19 protein-coding genes, 1 rRNA gene and 2 pseudogenes are annotated in these 16,302 nt (G+C 54.2%); 14 read left to right on the top strand and 8 right to left on the bottom strand.

Going from position 1 to position 16,302, the window contains the following annotated elements; all coding sequences use genetic code 11:
• Positions 1-17: 17 nt before the first annotated feature.
• Together ACOTSW_RS16920 and ACOTSW_RS16925 are read right to left on the bottom strand one after the other, a co-directional pair.
• Positions 18-908 carry a nucleotidyl transferase AbiEii/AbiGii toxin family protein gene (locus ACOTSW_RS16920; protein WP_423680229.1) on the bottom strand — a complete coding sequence of 297 codons (891 nt, stop codon included), beginning with the start codon at positions 906-908 and terminating at the stop codon, positions 18-20.
• A complete protein-coding gene (locus ACOTSW_RS16925; protein ID WP_423680231.1) occupies positions 905-1,510 on the bottom strand; it encodes a type IV toxin-antitoxin system AbiEi family antitoxin domain-containing protein in 606 nt (201 codons plus the stop codon). Before ACOTSW_RS16925 ends, ACOTSW_RS16920 begins: the two co-directional genes overlap by 4 nt.
• Before the next feature lie 86 nt (positions 1,511-1,596).
• Between ACOTSW_RS16925 and ACOTSW_RS16930 the strand changes: the two genes are divergently transcribed.
• Positions 1,597-1,914 carry a hypothetical protein gene (locus ACOTSW_RS16930; protein ID WP_423680232.1) on the top strand — a complete coding sequence of 106 codons (318 nt, stop codon included), beginning with the start codon at positions 1,597-1,599 and terminating at the stop codon, positions 1,912-1,914.
• A 225-nt stretch (positions 1,915-2,139) separates the two neighbouring features.
• Here the strand turns inward: ACOTSW_RS16930 and parC are convergent, their stop codons facing one another.
• The 3 genes from parC to ACOTSW_RS16945 all read right to left on the bottom strand — a co-directional run bounded on the left by parC (position 2,140) and on the right by ACOTSW_RS16945 (position 3,638).
• On the bottom strand, positions 2,140-2,562 hold the full coding sequence (gene parC, locus ACOTSW_RS16935) for a ParC family partition-associated protein (protein ID WP_423680233.1): 423 nt from the start codon (positions 2,560-2,562) through the stop codon (positions 2,140-2,142).
• A 147-nt stretch (positions 2,563-2,709) separates the two neighbouring features.
• Positions 2,710-3,015 carry a hypothetical protein gene (locus tag ACOTSW_RS16940; protein ID WP_079437282.1) on the bottom strand — a complete coding sequence of 102 codons (306 nt, stop codon included), beginning with the start codon at positions 3,013-3,015 and terminating at the stop codon, positions 2,710-2,712.
• On the bottom strand, positions 3,012-3,638 hold the full coding sequence (locus ACOTSW_RS16945; RefSeq protein ID WP_423680234.1) for an AAA family ATPase: 627 nt from the start codon (positions 3,636-3,638) through the stop codon (positions 3,012-3,014). Before ACOTSW_RS16945 ends, ACOTSW_RS16940 begins: the two co-directional genes overlap by 4 nt.
• Before the next feature lie 193 nt (positions 3,639-3,831).
• Between ACOTSW_RS16945 and ACOTSW_RS16950 the strand changes: the two genes are divergently transcribed.
• The 8 genes from ACOTSW_RS16950 (at position 3,832) to ACOTSW_RS16985 (ending at position 8,107) form a co-directional block, all read left to right on the top strand.
• The gene (locus ACOTSW_RS16950) at positions 3,832-4,395 is read left to right on the top strand and encodes a hypothetical protein (RefSeq protein ID WP_423680235.1); all 564 of its coding nucleotides are present in this window, start codon (positions 3,832-3,834) and stop codon (positions 4,393-4,395) included.
• A gap of 1 nt (position 4,396) precedes the next feature.
• Positions 4,397-4,600, top strand: a complete 204-nt coding sequence (locus ACOTSW_RS16955; protein WP_136774625.1) for a hypothetical protein — start codon at positions 4,397-4,399, stop codon at positions 4,598-4,600.
• Positions 4,601-4,628: 28 nt separating this feature from the next.
• Positions 4,629-5,537 carry an HAD family hydrolase gene (locus ACOTSW_RS16960; RefSeq protein WP_423680236.1) on the top strand — a complete coding sequence of 303 codons (909 nt, stop codon included), beginning with the start codon at positions 4,629-4,631 and terminating at the stop codon, positions 5,535-5,537.
• Complete coding sequence (locus ACOTSW_RS16965; protein WP_423680237.1) at positions 5,534-5,746, top strand: hypothetical protein; 213 nt, start codon at positions 5,534-5,536, stop codon at positions 5,744-5,746. The genes ACOTSW_RS16960 and ACOTSW_RS16965 overlap by 4 nt, the downstream gene beginning before the upstream one ends.
• Positions 5,743-6,480 carry an HAD domain-containing protein gene (locus ACOTSW_RS16970; protein ID WP_423680238.1) on the top strand — a complete coding sequence of 246 codons (738 nt, stop codon included), beginning with the start codon at positions 5,743-5,745 and terminating at the stop codon, positions 6,478-6,480. The genes ACOTSW_RS16965 and ACOTSW_RS16970 overlap by 4 nt, the downstream gene beginning before the upstream one ends.
• A 413-nt stretch (positions 6,481-6,893) precedes the next feature.
• Positions 6,894-7,430, top strand: coding sequence for an exonuclease domain-containing protein (locus tag ACOTSW_RS16975; RefSeq protein WP_423682360.1), 537 nt, complete (start codon positions 6,894-6,896; stop codon positions 7,428-7,430).
• Positions 7,431-7,560: 130 nt separating this feature from the next.
• Positions 7,561-7,842 carry a type II toxin-antitoxin system RelB/DinJ family antitoxin gene (locus tag ACOTSW_RS16980; protein ID WP_013124611.1) on the top strand — a complete coding sequence of 94 codons (282 nt, stop codon included), beginning with the start codon at positions 7,561-7,563 and terminating at the stop codon, positions 7,840-7,842.
• Positions 7,814-8,107 (top strand): type II toxin-antitoxin system YafQ family toxin, encoded by a 294-nt coding sequence (locus ACOTSW_RS16985; RefSeq protein ID WP_423680240.1) that lies wholly within the window; start codon positions 7,814-7,816, stop codon positions 8,105-8,107. Before ACOTSW_RS16980 ends, ACOTSW_RS16985 begins: the two co-directional genes overlap by 29 nt.
• Here the strand turns inward: ACOTSW_RS16985 and ACOTSW_RS16990 are convergent.
• Positions 8,104-8,721, bottom strand: a pseudogene (locus tag ACOTSW_RS16990) (Tn3 family transposase); the annotation flags it as partial. The gene ACOTSW_RS16985 and the pseudogene ACOTSW_RS16990 sit on opposite strands and share 4 nt — an antisense overlap.
• Before the next feature lie 128 nt (positions 8,722-8,849).
• On the opposite strand from ACOTSW_RS16990, the gene ACOTSW_RS16995 reads away from it, so the two are divergent.
• Both ACOTSW_RS16995 and ACOTSW_RS17000 read left to right on the top strand, forming a co-directional pair.
• Entirely contained in the window at positions 8,850-10,574 is a 1,725-nt protein-coding gene (locus ACOTSW_RS16995) for a VWA domain-containing protein (protein WP_423680242.1), read from the top strand.
• 263 nt (positions 10,575-10,837) lie between these two features.
• Positions 10,838-11,080 carry a hypothetical protein gene (locus ACOTSW_RS17000; RefSeq protein WP_423680244.1) on the top strand — a complete coding sequence of 81 codons (243 nt, stop codon included), beginning with the start codon at positions 10,838-10,840 and terminating at the stop codon, positions 11,078-11,080.
• Between the two features lie 67 nt (positions 11,081-11,147).
• Here ACOTSW_RS17000 and ACOTSW_RS17005 read toward each other — a convergent pair whose 3' ends face one another.
• Together ACOTSW_RS17005 and ACOTSW_RS17010 are read right to left on the bottom strand one after the other, a co-directional pair.
• Positions 11,148-11,429: a helix-turn-helix domain-containing protein gene (locus ACOTSW_RS17005; RefSeq protein WP_423680245.1), complete on the bottom strand. Its 282-nt coding sequence runs from the start codon at positions 11,427-11,429 to the stop codon at positions 11,148-11,150.
• Positions 11,430-12,722 (bottom strand): type II toxin-antitoxin system HipA family toxin, encoded by a 1,293-nt coding sequence (locus ACOTSW_RS17010; protein WP_423680246.1) that lies wholly within the window; start codon positions 12,720-12,722, stop codon positions 11,430-11,432.
• Positions 12,723-12,970: 248 nt separating this feature from the next.
• Between ACOTSW_RS17010 and ACOTSW_RS17015 the strand changes: the two are divergent.
• From ACOTSW_RS17015 to ACOTSW_RS17025, 3 genes and pseudogenes are all read left to right on the top strand, one after another.
• Positions 12,971-14,055: pseudogene (locus ACOTSW_RS17015) on the top strand (IS3 family transposase).
• A gap of 93 nt (positions 14,056-14,148) precedes the next feature.
• Positions 14,149-14,547 carry an MbcA/ParS/Xre antitoxin family protein gene (locus ACOTSW_RS17020; RefSeq protein ID WP_423680247.1) on the top strand — a complete coding sequence of 133 codons (399 nt, stop codon included), beginning with the start codon at positions 14,149-14,151 and terminating at the stop codon, positions 14,545-14,547.
• A 142-nt stretch (positions 14,548-14,689) separates the two neighbouring features.
• Positions 14,690-16,220, top strand: a 16S ribosomal RNA gene (locus ACOTSW_RS17025).
• The last annotated feature ends 82 nt before the right edge of the window (positions 16,221-16,302 follow it).

Here is a 16,302-nt window from a genome sequence, read left to right on the forward strand (position 1 = left end):
GAGATAGGTGAGGAATTCTACGTGTCGGCATCAGTCACGCCGGTCGCAGACGATATCGCGGCGGCTTGGTCGAGCGCCGGTCTAAGTATTGCTCGCAGCCTTGCGACTACCTCAAGCAGCGGCGTTATTGCCAACTGGTTTTTCCTGAGAAAGGTGAGCCAGATGGCTTGCCGTGAAGGATCGGTGGCAAACTCATCCGTTAGCCCAATAGGCAAAGAAGTTGGGACTGGCATGCCCCGCCGGACGAAGGTCGCAGCGATCGCTCTGGCCAGCGTATGGGTATTGATCGTCTCCCGACTCAGCAACACCCAGATGTCCAGATAATCCTTCAGCCGGCTGTTGGTCATGCCAAGCAAGGCAATGGCGTGCAACTTTTCCGAGATGACGGTATAGACGGGATAGGTTCGCAGGCGAGGTGCTGGCAAATCTTCGATCAACACTGGGTAGACCGCTTGAACCGGCCCAGGGGTGACTGCGTCGCCGAATCCGATGTCAATTTGCGTCTTGCAGCGTGCCTTGGCAATTTCGGCTGTGATAAACACCCGTGCGCCGGCGTAACCAGCCTCTTTACGAATTTCCTCAACACTGACCGTTGTCGGGTCGAAGGTAATACCATCCTCCACCTCGACGCCGGCGATGTCGCGGAATGTTTGTGCGATGGATTCAAGATCACTTGACCCGAAACCGAGTAGATCTGCATCCCGTGTTGGCCGATGCGGCATGTCATACCATAGCGTAAAGAGCAAGGCGCCCTTTAGCAGAAATAGATCTGCATGCTCGGACTGGCTCAAGCGGTACAACATACGCTCCAGTGCAAAGCGCACCAGAAGCTGATTGAAATCCGACTCCTCTGCTTTGGCAATGTTGAGCAGACGAGTCCGTACCGATGCGGCGAGATTCTTGTTCATTCGATTGCCTCGAGGTAGGGACGCATCACATTGGCAACACGGCAGACCTTTGCGAAGTGCCAGAGGTCGTCAGGGCTGGCCTTTTTTTGCGATCTTGCATCTTTGAGCGCCTCCAACGCCACGTCCAGTCCGATTTTGTTACGGTGTTTGAAGCAGTCGGCAATGGTTTTGGCAACGCAGTAAACGCGCAGCGTGACTTGATCGCGCTCGAACACCTCTATGCCACCTGAATAAGCCTCGCCGGTGAATTGAACCATCTTGAGCGGAGGATAGTCGATTTTGGGTGCATGACTGCCGCGAGGCATGCCGATCCAGACCTGGCGTGGCAGTTGGGTAGTCAGCTCATGAAATTGCAGGGCCGTGAGCAGACAAAACACGGCCTGTGGCGCCTTGATAGCGATTGCGGTCAGGCTTTCGTTCTCGGAGCCTTGGTTGTCAGGCAGGCGATACAGGCCACGATCAATCTTTTCCAGTTGTCCGCTTGCCGTCATGCGCGTTAGCACCACTCGGGGAGCTCCAATGTCGTCAAGATCGCTGGGGCGCAGCGTTCCCTTCCGACTAAGCAGATCAAGGACGCGTTGGGTATGGGTTTCGGTGCGCATAATACAGTCAGTATGTTCCTTTTTTTCGTCGAATACAAATAAGTGACGAATAAAAGGAACTTTTAGGAAATGACAATTCGCGAAATATGAATGGCATGGCTGGTATTGGCACTCACTTGTCCAATTTTGAATTCACCAAAACCAAACGATTTTTCAAAAGGCGTTATATTCAAAAAAGGGGAAAAATGATGAAAAGTTCGATCTCAAAGAAAATTAAGGCCTTAAAATCTGTTTCGACTCATGGAACAGGTAAAGAAAGTGACAGCCAGCAACGGATCGCTAAAGCGACTATGTTGTTAGCTTCAACTCGCGCTCAATACTTGGCAAATCTAGAACGCACACGTAAACAATTGACTTCGGATGAAGTAGGGGTTCTTGCAGGTCCTATTGCAAGGCAACACTAATCCGCAAAATATACCGCTCAGACATATTGCAATTTGACATCTTAATGATGCAGTTGCTTTATTTTGGAGATTTTATTATCTCATTTCAAGCTCGGTTCTCGAAAGTCTGGAAGACAATAGGCGCAAGGACTGTCTTCTTCAATTAAGTACCAGACTGTTAAGGCATGACAAGCCGAGTTAGTTCAGGAGTGTCTATGTAGTGGTCTAATGTACCCGGACACTGATTTAGGCGAGAATACTCGTCATGGAGAGGTGTTTGATGAACAAGCAAAGACGTACATTTTCCCCTGAGTTCAAACTGCAGGCCCTCCAAAGGTCAGCCTTTGTCCAAAGCTGAACAGTTTTATAGTTTAGCTTTTTAATTTTCCGGACTCTCGCCACATTTTTTGTCCGTTCTACCTTATTGCGACACAACCCATCAAACTTCATGATCCCGTAGCCTTGGAGCACGCTTGCAGCGCCATCCAAGCTCTGGAAGTACCGAAGGCCGCCACGGGCAGCACCCAGCACTCGCTCATTCATTCCGGCTCGCACCACAATCAGAAGACCCTTATCACCGGGCTCCACGCGGGCGGCGGAAACCGACCCAGCGGCGATGAGTTCCTTCAAAACCTTCGGCGCGACCACACTAGCAGTTGTCGTCAGCATCGTTTATACCCTATTCCGCGCCCAATCGCAACGATATCAGAAAACGTCGCGCCTGTCGCTGTATGGTGTGGGTGTCGTCACTTGTATGGACTATAGTCCATACTCGAAATCGTTATGTATATACATAGATAGGTATATACATACCTATCAGCGCTTGAGGAAGGCTTCCAGCGCCTCGACCACGATGTCCTTCTCAGTGACACGGCGGCCGGTCTGCTTGGAGCGCGCACTGGCCTCTTCGCGCAGCCGATCAGCCAGCTCTTCGGGAAAGTTGAAGATTTTTTGCACCCGTGCGCGGCCATAGCGCGGGCCTTCCTCGACCACGGGCGGCGTTGCTGCCGGTGCAGGCGCGGCGGGTGCCGCAGGCTTTTCGGCGCGATCAGCAGCGCCACTTTCCAAAAACTCGTTCAGGTCTTTGCGCTGGGCAAAGCCGATGTCCGGTTTTGCCTTCATGCCATCACCTCACGGAAGAACGCTTCCATCTCGCTGATCGCTGCTTGATCGCGGCCCAGCTCCTGAACGGTCGCGCCCTCGCCGATGGCGCGGCGGAAGGCCACGCGCTCGCAGACCTTGGTGGGCAGCACAGTCAGCTTCTGCTCGGCCAAGAATTCCAGCATCTCGGCCGCATCCTTGGTGCGCGGATCGACGCGGGTCAGCAGCACGCGCACGTCCAGCTCGGGGTTGTAGTCGCGGGCCAGCTCGACGACTTCCAGCAGGTCAGTCATGGCCGCTGCGTCCAGATTGGAGGCACCGACCGGGATCACGGCACGCTGGGCCAGCAGCAGCGCGGAGCGCAGGCCCACGGAATCACGGCCGCCTGCATCCACGACGACGTGCTCAAAGCCGGTGGCCAGTTGCTTGCCTTCGGCCAAGATCGCCTTGCCCGCGAGGCAGGTGGTGGTGGGCGACGGGTCGTACTGCGTCTCACGACGCCATGCGGCCCAGCTCGCGGCCGAGGCCTGCGGGTCGCCGTCGATGAGCAGCGTCTTGCCCTGACGGGCCAGCATCACTGCTAAATGCACGGCCGTCGTCGTCTTAGAAACGCCGCCTTTGGTATTTACGCAGGCAAAAATCATGGGGTGCTCCTATCTATGTATATACCTACCGATTGCAGCAGCATAGCTGCTCACCATCGCCCTTGATGGTCTGCCGCGCATCCGGCGCGTAGGTATGTATATACCTACCGACCACAAGCGAATAGTAGCAGACTTTTGCGCCATCGCGTATAGTTTTAGTTGTACGCAACAACAAGCAGAAGAGAACGCACCCATGCAGTTCAAGATCATCCGGCACCGCGACAAGGACGGCACTTACCGAGAGGGGCACAGAGTCCAGTGCCTGCGCCGGGTGCGCGAAGTAACGCCGGATTTTCCCGAGGGGAAGAACGTGCAGCGCGTGGTGGCCAAGTTCGACCGCGAAGCGCGCGAGCTGCCTGCCGATGCGCTGGCCATCCTCACCCCGGCCGAAGTCGAAGAGTGGCGGGAGTGGCGCGTCCGGCAAGACGAAGAAGAGTTGAAGGCAGCAGCGCAGTTCGAGCTGGACACGCTGGCCGAAAGCACGCGGGTGGCTCGGGTCGGGTTGGCCAAGGGCTACGCCACCACCACCACCGAAAACGTCGCCGCCATCCGCAAGGAAATCCGGGCGCTGATACGGGTTGCCAGCGAGCTGGGCCTGATGCCGGAGCCGGTGAGAGGGCGACCGGTCATCGAAGAGGAAAGCGAGATCACCTTGCTGCCGAACTTCGCGCCACCCGGCACGCCCGCCTATGAGTCCTACCAACGGCTGCTCGATGAGCACGAGAGAAAGAAAGCACAGACCAACGAAGGAGGCTGACATGCGCTACTGGACATTCGACCCCAACACCTGCCGCTTCGAGCGAGCGAGCAAGCAAGCCGCTTTGCACGCCGCAGACGTGGCCGTGGTCAACGACGACACCGACGTGCAGGTCATCAGCGATCACCAGCCGCCCAAGCGCTGGCCCAGCGGCGAGCCGCTGGTGGTGGCTGGCGTCGAGTTCGAGCGCGAGTTGTTCGAGTAGGTATGTATATAGGTAGGTATATACATATATGAGAACAACCAAAGCCATCATCTTCGACGCCTTCGGCACACTGATCCGCTACACAACGCGCACGGCCCCCTATGGCAGCCTCGTGGATGCGGACGGGCGGCCGGTGGATCGGCTCGCCTGCCTGACCCGCAATGTGCCGCTGGCGACCCTCGCCACTGAGATTGGCGCGGGGGACAACCTCGACCTGATGCTGCCCGACTTGGCCGAAGAGCTGTCCGGCCTGCGCCTGTTCCCCGAGGTGGCGGACGTGCTCGCCAAGGCACGGGCAGCAGGGCTGCGTTTGGCGGTGTGCTCGAACCTCGCCTATGAGTACGGCGCGGCCGTGCGCGGCCTCGTGCCCGAGCTGGACGCCTACGTGCTGTCGTATGAGGTCGGGGTGGCCAAGCCACACCCGACGATGTACCGGCTCGCGTGCGCCGAGCTGGGCTGCGCTCCGGCCGAGACGGTTTTCGTGGGTGACAGCAAGCGCTGCGACTTCGATGGGCCGCAGGCCTTCGGGATGCAGGCCCGGCATCTGGACAGAAGGGGAGGGCAGTCGCTGCTCGACGTGCTCGCCGATGTCCTGCCGACCGGCGACGAGATCGCGGCCGATGCTCGCGCCCGGCTCGCAACAAGCGGCGGTCAGGCACCAGACATTGCCGCTACTCCACGTCGCCGCGAAACCATGACACACGACGAGCTGATTGCAGCCGTGCCCGTGCGCCACATGGGCACCAGCACCGCCTACGCCTACATCGCACTGGCTGACATTCCAGCACCTTGGCGTCACCAGTTCGAGCAGGCACTGCGTGGCAGTGCAGCCCCCGCTGTGCCGGACGTAGGCCCTTGCGCATGGCTGACCGACTGGCAACAGTGGGTGATGGGTAGCTGGCACCGCGACAGCCGGGCGGAGGGCCTGCAACCATGACCGATCCCGCCGCAATGCACGCGCTGTATCGGTTGGCCGACTTCCCTGTGCTTGCCTCGCTGGCCCAAGGGCGCACCGAAGCGACGAGGCTGGACGGGCGAGCGTGTCGGTACATCTACGAGTCGGCGCTGGCCAGGATCGACTGGCCAGCCGTGTCGGAAGGCGAACGGGCATTGATGCGCTCGCTGGGGATCGAGGTGACTCCGTGATCCTCTTTCTCGACTTCGATGGGGTGCTCCACCCCGACGCGGCCTACCTGGAGCGCGGACGGCCTGTGCTGCGCGCCGATGGCGAGCTATTCATGTGGGCTGGCTACCTGGTGGACGCGCTGGCCTGCGCGCAGCATGTTCGCATCGTTCTGAGTACGAGCTGGGCGCGCGAGCTGCGGTACGCCCGCGCCCGAGACTACCTGCCTGCCGAGTTGAAGCAGCGGGTTATTGGAGCCACTTGGCACTCGGGGATGGCTACCGACGAAGAGCACCGCCCTCTGGGCAGAGACACATGGTGGGACACGTCCACGCGCTACCAGCAAATCCGCCGCTACGTGGATCGCGCGGGCATCACTGACTGGATCGCCGTCGATGACCAGCCCGAAGGCTGGGCCGAGACTGACCGGGACAAGCTGGTGGTCACTGACAGCAATCTTGGCCTGTCCGCGCCTTCGGCGCGCGTTCGCCTCACGGCGGCCGTTGGCAACATGACCGCCGCGTTGGCCGTGGCCGACGCGATAGCTGACGTGCTGACCATTCCGCAGGTCGCGCGTAGCGCGTCCTGCGCTGACTTGATGCAGTGGGTCGATTGGTGGCAGTCCTCATACCTCGATGCGATCCAGCTAACACCCGGCCACATTGCGCACGCGAAAGCCGGTCGCTGGTGGCCACCAGTGTCAGAGATGCAAATCGGAAAAATGCCACCAGCAATCGCTCAGAGGCGCATCCCATGACAGCCCGCGACAACGAAGCCGCGATGCTGAAATGCTGCGCCATGATCGCGACTGGCGCTCTGGACTCGCCGCGCACGCCAGCGGAAGCGAACGTCTGTCGCGTAGCCGGAATTATCCTGGGCCGACACCTGCATGACGCCCGTCAGCGCCTGTCTCAGGCCGCCGATGCATACTTCGCTGTTCATCCCTCCGAGCTGCTGGAGTCCGCCGAGACGGTGCGGCGCGGCTGGATCATCAACCTGCCTCGGCTACGTGACCGCTTGGAGCGACGGCTACGGGAGGTCGGGCCGGGAGAGGAGGGGCAGCAAACGACCCTTGATGCGATTGCCGAACTGGAATCCGGCAACGGACAGAGTTTGACAACGGTGGATGGGTTATTCGCAGACCTGCAAGCCAACGATGGAAACGCAGGCTTGCAGCCAATCCTCGTCATCGACCTTGAGGCCACCTGCGACGAGGGCGATGGCCTCCCAACAATGGACATGGAGATCATCGAGATCGGCGCGGTGTGGGCCACGGCTGAGGGCACCGTACTCGACCAGTTTCAGGCGCTGGTGCGCCCGGTGGTGTGGCCTCAACTCACCCCATTTTGTCGGCAGCTCACCAACATCCAGCAGGCCGACGTGGACGGTGCTGAGTTGTTTCCAGCGGTCGCGGCACGGCTGGCCAGCTTCGCCCAACGGCATCAGGCTCAGGGCGCAACCTGGGGGAGCTGGGGCCAATTCGACGCCAAGCAGCTTGCGCGTGACTGCGAGCGACACGGCATCGAAAGCCCGCTCGCAGCCTTCGAGCATGTCAACCTCAAACGCCGGTTTGCCAAGGCCCGCAAGATCAAGGAAGTGGGAATGGCCCGCGCGTTGCAGATGGTGGGCCTTCCTCTCGATGGCGCTCACCACCGAGGCCTCGACGACGCGCGCAACATCGCCAAGCTGCTGCCGTGGTCGCTGTAAGTAGGTATATATATATACCTACCTATATACATACCTAAAGACGGGACACCGGGGGGGGGAGGGTGTCACCTTGCGATTGTGGGCGGCGTGCGATACAATGTATCTCAATCAGTCGCAATAGGAGGCCGTCATGGCTGCTACCACCACTATGGTTCACGTTCGCGTGGACGAGAACGTCAAGGCGCAGGCTGCGGAAACGCTGGCCTCGATGGGCCTGACCGTCTCCGATGCGATCCGCGTGTTCCTGACCCGTGTTGTCGCCGACAAGGAACTGCCGTTCGCGCTCAAGGCACCGAACGCCACCAGCCGCGTTGCCATCGCCGAGGCCAACGAGATCATCAAGAGCCGTCGCGCTCGCTTCGCAACCGCTGACGCTCTGCTGAATGACCTCGAAGAAGCCAGCCGCAAGTAAGCGGGCGAACCTGCCTCGCGCGTCGGACTACACCAAAGACTTCCTCAAGGATTGGCAGCGCCTGTCTCATTCCGGCCGGTACGACATGAACCGGCTGAAAGAGGCCATGACGCTGCTGATCGCCAACGACGGGCCGCTGCCGCCTGAATGGCTCGACCACCCGCTGACGGGTGACTGGGCAGGCCATCGCGAGTGCCACATCGGCGGCGACTTCCTGCTGATCTACACGGGGTCGCCTCAGAAAACGGAAAATAAAGCACGCTAAGCCGGTTGCAGCGGTCGTAGCGGCCTGAACTTGCCCGCGCCGATCTTGGCGCTGCTGCGCCAGAGGTAATCGCCGGTCAGGTTGATGTGTTCCCAGCCGAGCGGCGACAGGTATTGCAATAGCGCGTCATCGACAGCATGCCCGTTGCCACGCAACGCATGTGCTGCGCGCTCCAGATAGACCGTGTTCCACAACACGACGGCCGCCGTCACCAGGTTGAGGCCGCTGGCCCGGTAGCGCTGCTGCTCGAAGCTGCGGTCGCGGATTTCGCCCAGACGGTTGAAGAATACGGCGCGGGCCAGCGCGTTGCGCGCTTCGCCCTTGTTCAGTCCAGCGTGGACGCGGCGGCGCAGCTCCACGCTTTGCAACCAGTCCAGGATGAACAGCGTGCGTTCGATGCGCCCCAGCTCGCGCAGGGCGATGGCTAAGCCGTTCTGGCGCGGATAGCTGCCGAGTTTCCGAAGCATCAGCGAGGCTGTCACCGTGCCCTGCTTGATCGAGGTCGCCAGCCGCAGAATTTCATCCCAGTGGGCACGAATAGCCTTGATGTTCAGCCTGTCGCTGCTAATCATCGGTTTGAGCGCGTCATAGGCGGTATCCCCCTTGGGGATGAACGCCTCCAAAGGTCAGCCTTTGTCCAAAGCTGAACAGTTTTATAGTTTAGCTTTTTAATTTTCCGGACTCTCGCCACATTTTTTGTCCGTTCTACCTTATTGCGACACAACCAGATTTTGTATTGGTATTGGATCAGCTTTCTGATAACGCGGTCGTCGCTATCGGGCCAGATTATGTCAATGCCGAGCGACATGTCATGCTGGCCAGTTTTTATCCTCAGATTCCACAAAATGCGAATGCAAAGGTTTCGGTAAAAATTCTGGTTGATTGTTCTGGCTCAATGGCCGGTGACAGTATTGCTTCAGCGCGCCGGTCATTACAGTCGATTGTGGACAATTTGACCGATGGTGATCGCTTTTGCCTCAGTCGCTTCGGTAATCACGTAGAACATCGCTCACGTGCAATGTGGAAGTCAGCGCCAGCGAGTAAAGCTGCCGCACAGCGTTGGATAGACGGGCTTGAGGCAGATTTAGGCGGCACTGAAATGGAGGCAGCACTCAGTTCTACTTTTGAGTTGAATGATCAGTTACAGAGTGATGTTTTACTGATTACGGACGGTGATATCACCGATATAACGAGCGTCATTCTTTCTGCTAAAAAATCCGGACACCGGTTATTCATTGTTGGCGTCGGTAATAGTCCTGCTGAGAGTCACTTGCGTCGGCTGGCTGATGCGACAAAAGGTGCGTGTGACTTTGTTGCGACTAGCGAAGCCGTTGAACCAGCGGTTTTGCGCATGTTCAACCGCTTACGTTCACCGCATTTCGACACGATAACCTGTGTCTGGCCAGAAGAGTGCACCCCAATCTGGACATCAGAAAACACGAGTACGCTGTTTGAGGGTGATACCTGTCATGTGTTTGCACTGTTTGCGCAAAAGCCCAAAGGGGTATTGCAACTGCTTGGACGGCGATTGGGGAGTGCATTGCCGGAAGAGCTTGGAACACTCGATATCTCATCCGCGACAACGTCCGATCATCAATTATCCAGAGTCGCCGCTAACGCCAGACTGAACGCGTCATCATTGATCGGCTCTGGCAGTACTGAAGTAGAAAAAATCGCATTAGATTACCAACTGGTGACTGAGCAAACTAATTTCCTGTTAATTCATGAGCGGCCCGAGTCAGAGAAAGCGAGTGATATGCCGACTCTGTATCAAGTGAAACATATGATACCGGCTGGCCATAGCGGAATAGGACAGACAAGATTGAGAACGATCGATCCTTTGGTTTTCGATTCCGCGAGTTGCAAGCCAGCTGTGTACCGTATGGCGACGAGCAGCGAGCGGGCTCGTTTGGCGTCAAGCAGGGACCGGGTAGAAAATGGAATGGAAATGTACGATATCCCGGCCTTTCTCCGAAAAAAACCAGATGACGTAGTGACAGCGCCTGACTCAGTGGACGAGGATGACGCTGTGACGGAATCAACGCTGCAAGGAAAAGAAAAATTATCGCCATTGGGGTTGTTGACCTTATTAGACACAACACCGGAAAGAAATTGGCCGATCTGCTTTGATGATCTGCGTCATATTGATCTGAGCGAAAGCCTGATTGAATGGTTGGAGTTCGTCGTCATGCCTGAATTTCCGTGGGCGACCGAAAGTATCGTCGTGGCCAGTTTCATCCGTGCTGTGGCGTCGATGAATGTCTGCCGCGTTATGCCAGAACAAGCAAAAAAGAAAGCAGATACCCGTTCAATCTTCAAGCGATTCTTCAAGAAAAACGAACAGCTTTTACCTCAGAATATCAGTCCAGATGTCGATATGAAGATCGTCGGAGAAATACAGCTCCTGTTGAAAGGAGCTAAGCCACAACAATGGCCGGTGGAGTTTAATGATTTTGTTGATGATTAAATCCTTGTTTAATCGACACAATTGTTGTTCATTCGATTGCCGGATAACGAAACGATGGACAAAATCACGACGACCGTGATTTTGTCCGTTCAGTAAAAAGGGAGGGAAACGCCGAATGAATACTTCCGTGATTTGCTCAGTGATATCTCCCATCCCTAATTAAATTTCCATACTACTGCGGAATGAAGTGAATTATTAACCGCAGACGCAAGACAAAAACTACCCTAGATACGAAAAATTTAGACAAACCTGAGGAGAGCCTGATGGCAACAAAGTTTCATCCAGAAGTGCGCAAGCAATTGAGGAACATGATGGAAAAAACCTTTACTGCCTTTTTCACATCAATGCAATCAGAATCATTTTCTGAGCCGGACTCAGCCGAGACCATTTCTATCTTGCTCGAAGCGATAGCCGATGCTTCATCAAATATGGTTGCTGATCACCACGATCGTGAGGCATTACTGAATACATTTGCGCTAGATATTTTAGACAGAACTAAGGACTAAATAACGCAAATCGTTCCATTCGAAAGCGTATAAATACCAAGCGAACTCCATCGCTACAGGCATGGGCTTACAATTTTTTCACGGCACCTAGTGTCATGCCAATCGGATGCAGTAGTTTTTCTGCTGTCATTAAAGTCGGACTTGATTCCCCGCGTTCGATATCTTGCAATGTTCGGGCAGATACACCGCACAGCTTCGCATATTCGGGAATCGTGAAGCGTAATCCTGTACGTATTTTCCGGATGACGGCAGGAATAGGGGTCGTCGGTTTTGCGGTGAGTTCTTCTAGCAAATGGCGACGAATTTGTAGCTCCTCCATCGGAGTCAAAGGTTTATAGCGTTTATCCATTTACAAATCCTCCAACTGCGTACGCACGTTTTTCAAGGTGTTTTCAAATGGATGCAACATTTCTTCTTCTATCCCACATTCTTTCGCATAATTGCGTAACGTAGACATTGGCGCAGCCATGGCTTGTACGCCGGACTTGAGTGTTGAGATATCGAGGTTTGTTGCTTCACTGGCTTGCTGAATCACACTTCTCCAGTTTGGCAGCCCGCCATCATCGGATTGCCACCGAATACGTCTGGCAATACCGTCTGGATGCAGCCACATAGGTGCAAAATCAAATAAAGGCGTCAATCCAATGTGACCATCTATGCCTCGTTGTATTGCGGTGTTCCTCGCGTGGTTGTCCTTGTTCCCCAAAACGATATTGGCGATATCTCGCTTGATATATTCAATAATGGTTTTTTCGGGTTCCGTGACGACTTTGCTCAGTTTCTGGCAAATCTGGTTGTGATTCGGTAGCCCAGAAAATCCTGTGATTTCACAGAGAGAAGCAGTACTTTCCTGACCGAAGCGAATGACTTTTCCATTCTGAATCTGGCGATCAAAACGGGGAATGAACAATGCACGTTCGCGCAAGATCAATTCTGCATACACATTCAGTCCTAAATACTTTGCCAGTCGCATGTAGGGGGCTTCCAAACGCAAAATATTTGCCAGGGATGGATCGGTGCCACGTCCAAACTTTACGATGTAATGTTGTTCTGCCTGATCGTCAGCGAGTGTGTGATCAAGATAAAGCAGTCCATCATGTGCTCTGGTCAGTAAAATTTTCGGCCATTCGCCTTGAACACCTGAGGAGCCCGCTAAAAACAAACCGTGTTGTGCCAGATATTCATTAAACTCGCCGGCTCTGGACGCAACTTCATCAAGGGTAAATCCACGAGGCAAGCCAGATGTTCTCTCCGAAGCCCAACTATGTGCCTCTTTAATTCGGAGATTACCAATAGGATTTCCTGCACCCGAACAAAGCAGTGCCCAATCGGCAGCAGAACCAGCCGTTATGTCTTTATGAAGCTGTTTCAATAATTCAATTCGTCCAAAGCCTTGTGGAAGTAAATCAATCAGAAACGCCGGCCACGAATTCAAGGCATAAGAATCCAGATTAACTGGCATATTGACTGAAAGCGCACTTGCATCGCATTTTTCCCAATGTTTCAGGATGTACTCTTGCAGATAAACCAAATAGGTCGATGCCTTCATGCCAAAGGCTGAATCTCCGGTCAGCTCAAGTACTGCCGCGTCATGCCAGGCATTCTCGATAAAAATTTGTATAGTGCAGTCATTTAATTCCATTTGCACATTATAGTGGTATAAATATGTAATGCAATGGATTTATATATGCTACTAAAGTGTGTATTTATGCTCTCTGTCCACAAATAATTTTGTTACTTAGTCGAGACTATGTTTGCAATTGCATGGCCAGATTGACCTGGCTGTATTGATTTCGCTGTGAAACTTTCCTGATCTGCGGTAGGAGAGTTGAATCGCCACGAGTAATGTAGACACTCTCCAGCCTATAATTTAGGCCAACAGGAGAAGTGATGAACAACAAACGATATACCGACGAATTTAAAATTGAGGCAGTCAAACAAGTTACTGAGCGCGGCCATGCGGTCACGGATGTGGCAGCGACTCGATGTCAGTTCCCATAGCCTCTATCAGTGGGTAAAACGCTTTAGCGCACCGCCAGCCGAACGCAAAGCAGCCGATGACCAGCCAGCCGAACTCCGCCGCCTCAAAGCCGAATTGAAACGGGTCAGCGAGGAGCGCGATATCTTAAAAGGCGTTCGTGCAAGCACACCAGTCCGGCTATCCAGTGCGCCGACTGTGCAAAGTGATGGAAATTCACCCGAGCGGTTATTACGCCTGGCTGCACACGCCAGAGTCAGAACGACACATCGAAGACCAGTGCTTGCTAGGACAAGTGAAACAATCCTGGCTGGAAAGCGGCTCTGTCTATGGCTATCGCAAAGTCTGGCAAGACTTGCGTGAGCTGGGTGAAGTCTGCGGCGTCAATCGTGTACACCGACTGATGCGTCAGGCACATCTGCGTTCGCAGACTGGCTACCATCGCCGTCCACGCGCCCGTAGCGGCCCAGTTTCGGTGCATGCGCCCAATCATCTGCAAAGACAGTTTGCACCGACCGAACCGAATCGCGTGTGGGTCACCGACATCACCTATATTCGCACCCATGAAGGCTGGCTGTATCTCGCGGTAGTACTGGACTTGTTCTCGCGACAGGTCATCGGCTGGTCGATGGGTTCGCGTATCGACCGTGAGCTGGCGTTGAATGCCTTACTGATAGCAGTCTGGCGGCGTCAACCCAAACAAACCGTGATGGTGCATTCAGATCAGGGAAGTCAATTCAGCAGCTATGATTGGCAGAATTTCCTCAAAGCACACAACCTGAAACAGAGTATGAGCCGTCATGGAAACTGTCATGACAACGCGGTGGCTGAAAGTTTTTTCCAGTTACTCAAGCGCGAGCGGATACGCAGAAAAGTGTATGAAACAAGGGAAAAGGCGAAGCGTGATATCTTTGATTACATTGAGATGTTCTACAATCCGAAACGTCGGCATAGTTTCAGCAAGCAGCTATCACCGATGAATTATGAAAAACAATAATTTGAACGGCTGGCGAGTGTCTAGGGAACTCGTGGCGATTCAATATCCAAATATCTACTAGAATAAATATAAAGAACAAATATGGATCTTTCTATGAGCACAACTGCAGTTAATCCAAAACCAGAAGCACAACAATTATCTGCTATTGGTCTCAAGACCTTTTTCAACATCGCATCCGCATGGAAGTTGAAGAGTGATCAGGAGATGATTTTACTGGGTTCGCCAAGTCGCTCCAATTTTGATAACTGGAAACGCAATCCGTCTGCTGCCAATCTCAGCCGAGATACACTGGAGCGTATTTCTTACATTTTAGGAATATACAAAGCACTGCAGATTCTATTGCCAGATCCTAAAGCAGCTGACGAATGGATTTCAAAGCCAAACGTAGAAGCTATATTCGGAGGAGAGTCTGCCTTGGCCAGAATGTTGTCTGGCAATGTGTCCGACTTGTTCGTGGTACGGCAATACCTCGATGCTATTCGGACAGGATGAATGATATCAGTTGAACTGATTGGCATGCTTAAAAAATATCAAATGCTTCACAAGAAATAAAGCAAGACGGATTTCAGAAATGGAATCTGAACTGTCAGTATTTTGAGTGAGCGACAGACAGAAATGTCTTTAAACAGAGATTAAACTGAAGAGTTTGATCCTGGCTCAGATTGAACGCTGGCGGCATGCCTTACACATGCAAGTCGAACGGCAGCACGGACTTCGGTCTGGTGGCGAGTGGCGAACGGGTGAGTAAAGTATCGGAACATACCTTGTAGTGGGGGATAACTATCCGAAAGGATAGCTAATACCGCATACGCTCTGAGGAGGAAAGCGGGGGATCTTCGGACCTCGTGCTATAAGAGTGGCCGATATCTGATTAGCTAGTTGGTGAGGTAAAGGCTCACCAAGGCGACGATCAGTAGCTGGTCTGAGAGGACGACCAGCCACACTGGAACTGAGACACGGTCCAGACTCCTACGGGAGGCAGCAGTGGGGAATTTTGGACAATGGGGGCAACCCTGATCCAGCAATGCCGCGTGAGTGAAGAAGGCCTTCGGGTTGTAAAGCTCTTTTGTCAGGGAAGAAACGGTGAGTCCTAATATGGCTTGCTAATGACGGTACCTGAAGAATAAGCACCGGCTAACTACGTGCCAGCAGCCGCGGTAATACGTAGGGTGCAAGCGTTAATCGGAATTACTGGGCGTAAAGCGTGCGCAGGCGGTTATATAAGTCAGATGTGAAATCCCCGGGCTCAACCTGGGAACTGCATTTGAGACTGTATGGCTAGAGTGTGTCAGAGGGGGGTAGAATTCCACGTGTAGCAGTGAAATGCGTAGATATGTGGAGGAATACCGATGGCGAAGGCAGCCCCCTGGGATAACACTGACGCTCATGCACGAAAGCGTGGGGAGCAAACAGGATTAGATACCCTGGTAGTCCACGCCCTAAACGATGTCTACTAGTTGTTGGGTCTTAATTGACTTAGTAACGCAGCTAACGCGTGAAGTAGACCGCCTGGGGAGTACGGTCGCAAGATTAAAACTCAAAGGAATTGACGGGGACCCGCACAAGCGGTGGATGATGTGGATTAATTCGATGCAACGCGAAAAACCTTACCTACCCTTGACATGGCAGGAATTCCGAAGAGATTTGGAAGTGCTCGCAAGAGAACCTGCACACAGGTGCTGCATGGCTGTCGTCAGCTCGTGTCGTGAGATGTTGGGTTAAGTCCCGCAACGAGCGCAACCCTTGTCATTAGTTGCTACGAAAGGGCACTCTAATGAGACTGCCGGTGACAAACCGGAGGAAGGTGGGGATGACGTCAAGTCCTCATGGCCCTTATGGGTAGGGCTTCACACGTCATACAATGGTACATACAGAGGGCCGCCAACCCGCGAGGGGGAGCTAATCCCAGAAAGTGTATCGTAGTCCGGATTGTAGTCTGCAACTCGACTACATGAAGTTGGAATCGCTAGTAATCGCGGATCAGCATGTCGCGGTGAATACGTTCCCGGGTCTTGTACACACCGCCCGTCACACCATGGGAGCGGGTTCTGCCAGAAGTAGGTAGCTTAACCGTAAGGAGGGCGCTTACCACGGCAGGGTTCGTGACTGGGGTGAAGTCGTAACAAGGTAGCCGTATCGGAAGGTGCGGCTGGATCACCTCCTTTCTAGAGTAGCGCCGTAATTAAGTGTTCACTTTTATTGACTGTTAAAAAGAGACGAGAAGAGTAGTAAGAGTAGTGAAACTGC

This window comes from Undibacterium sp. WLHG33, from assembly GCF_049544815.1.
GTDB lineage: Bacteria > Pseudomonadota > Gammaproteobacteria > Burkholderiales > Burkholderiaceae_D > Undibacterium.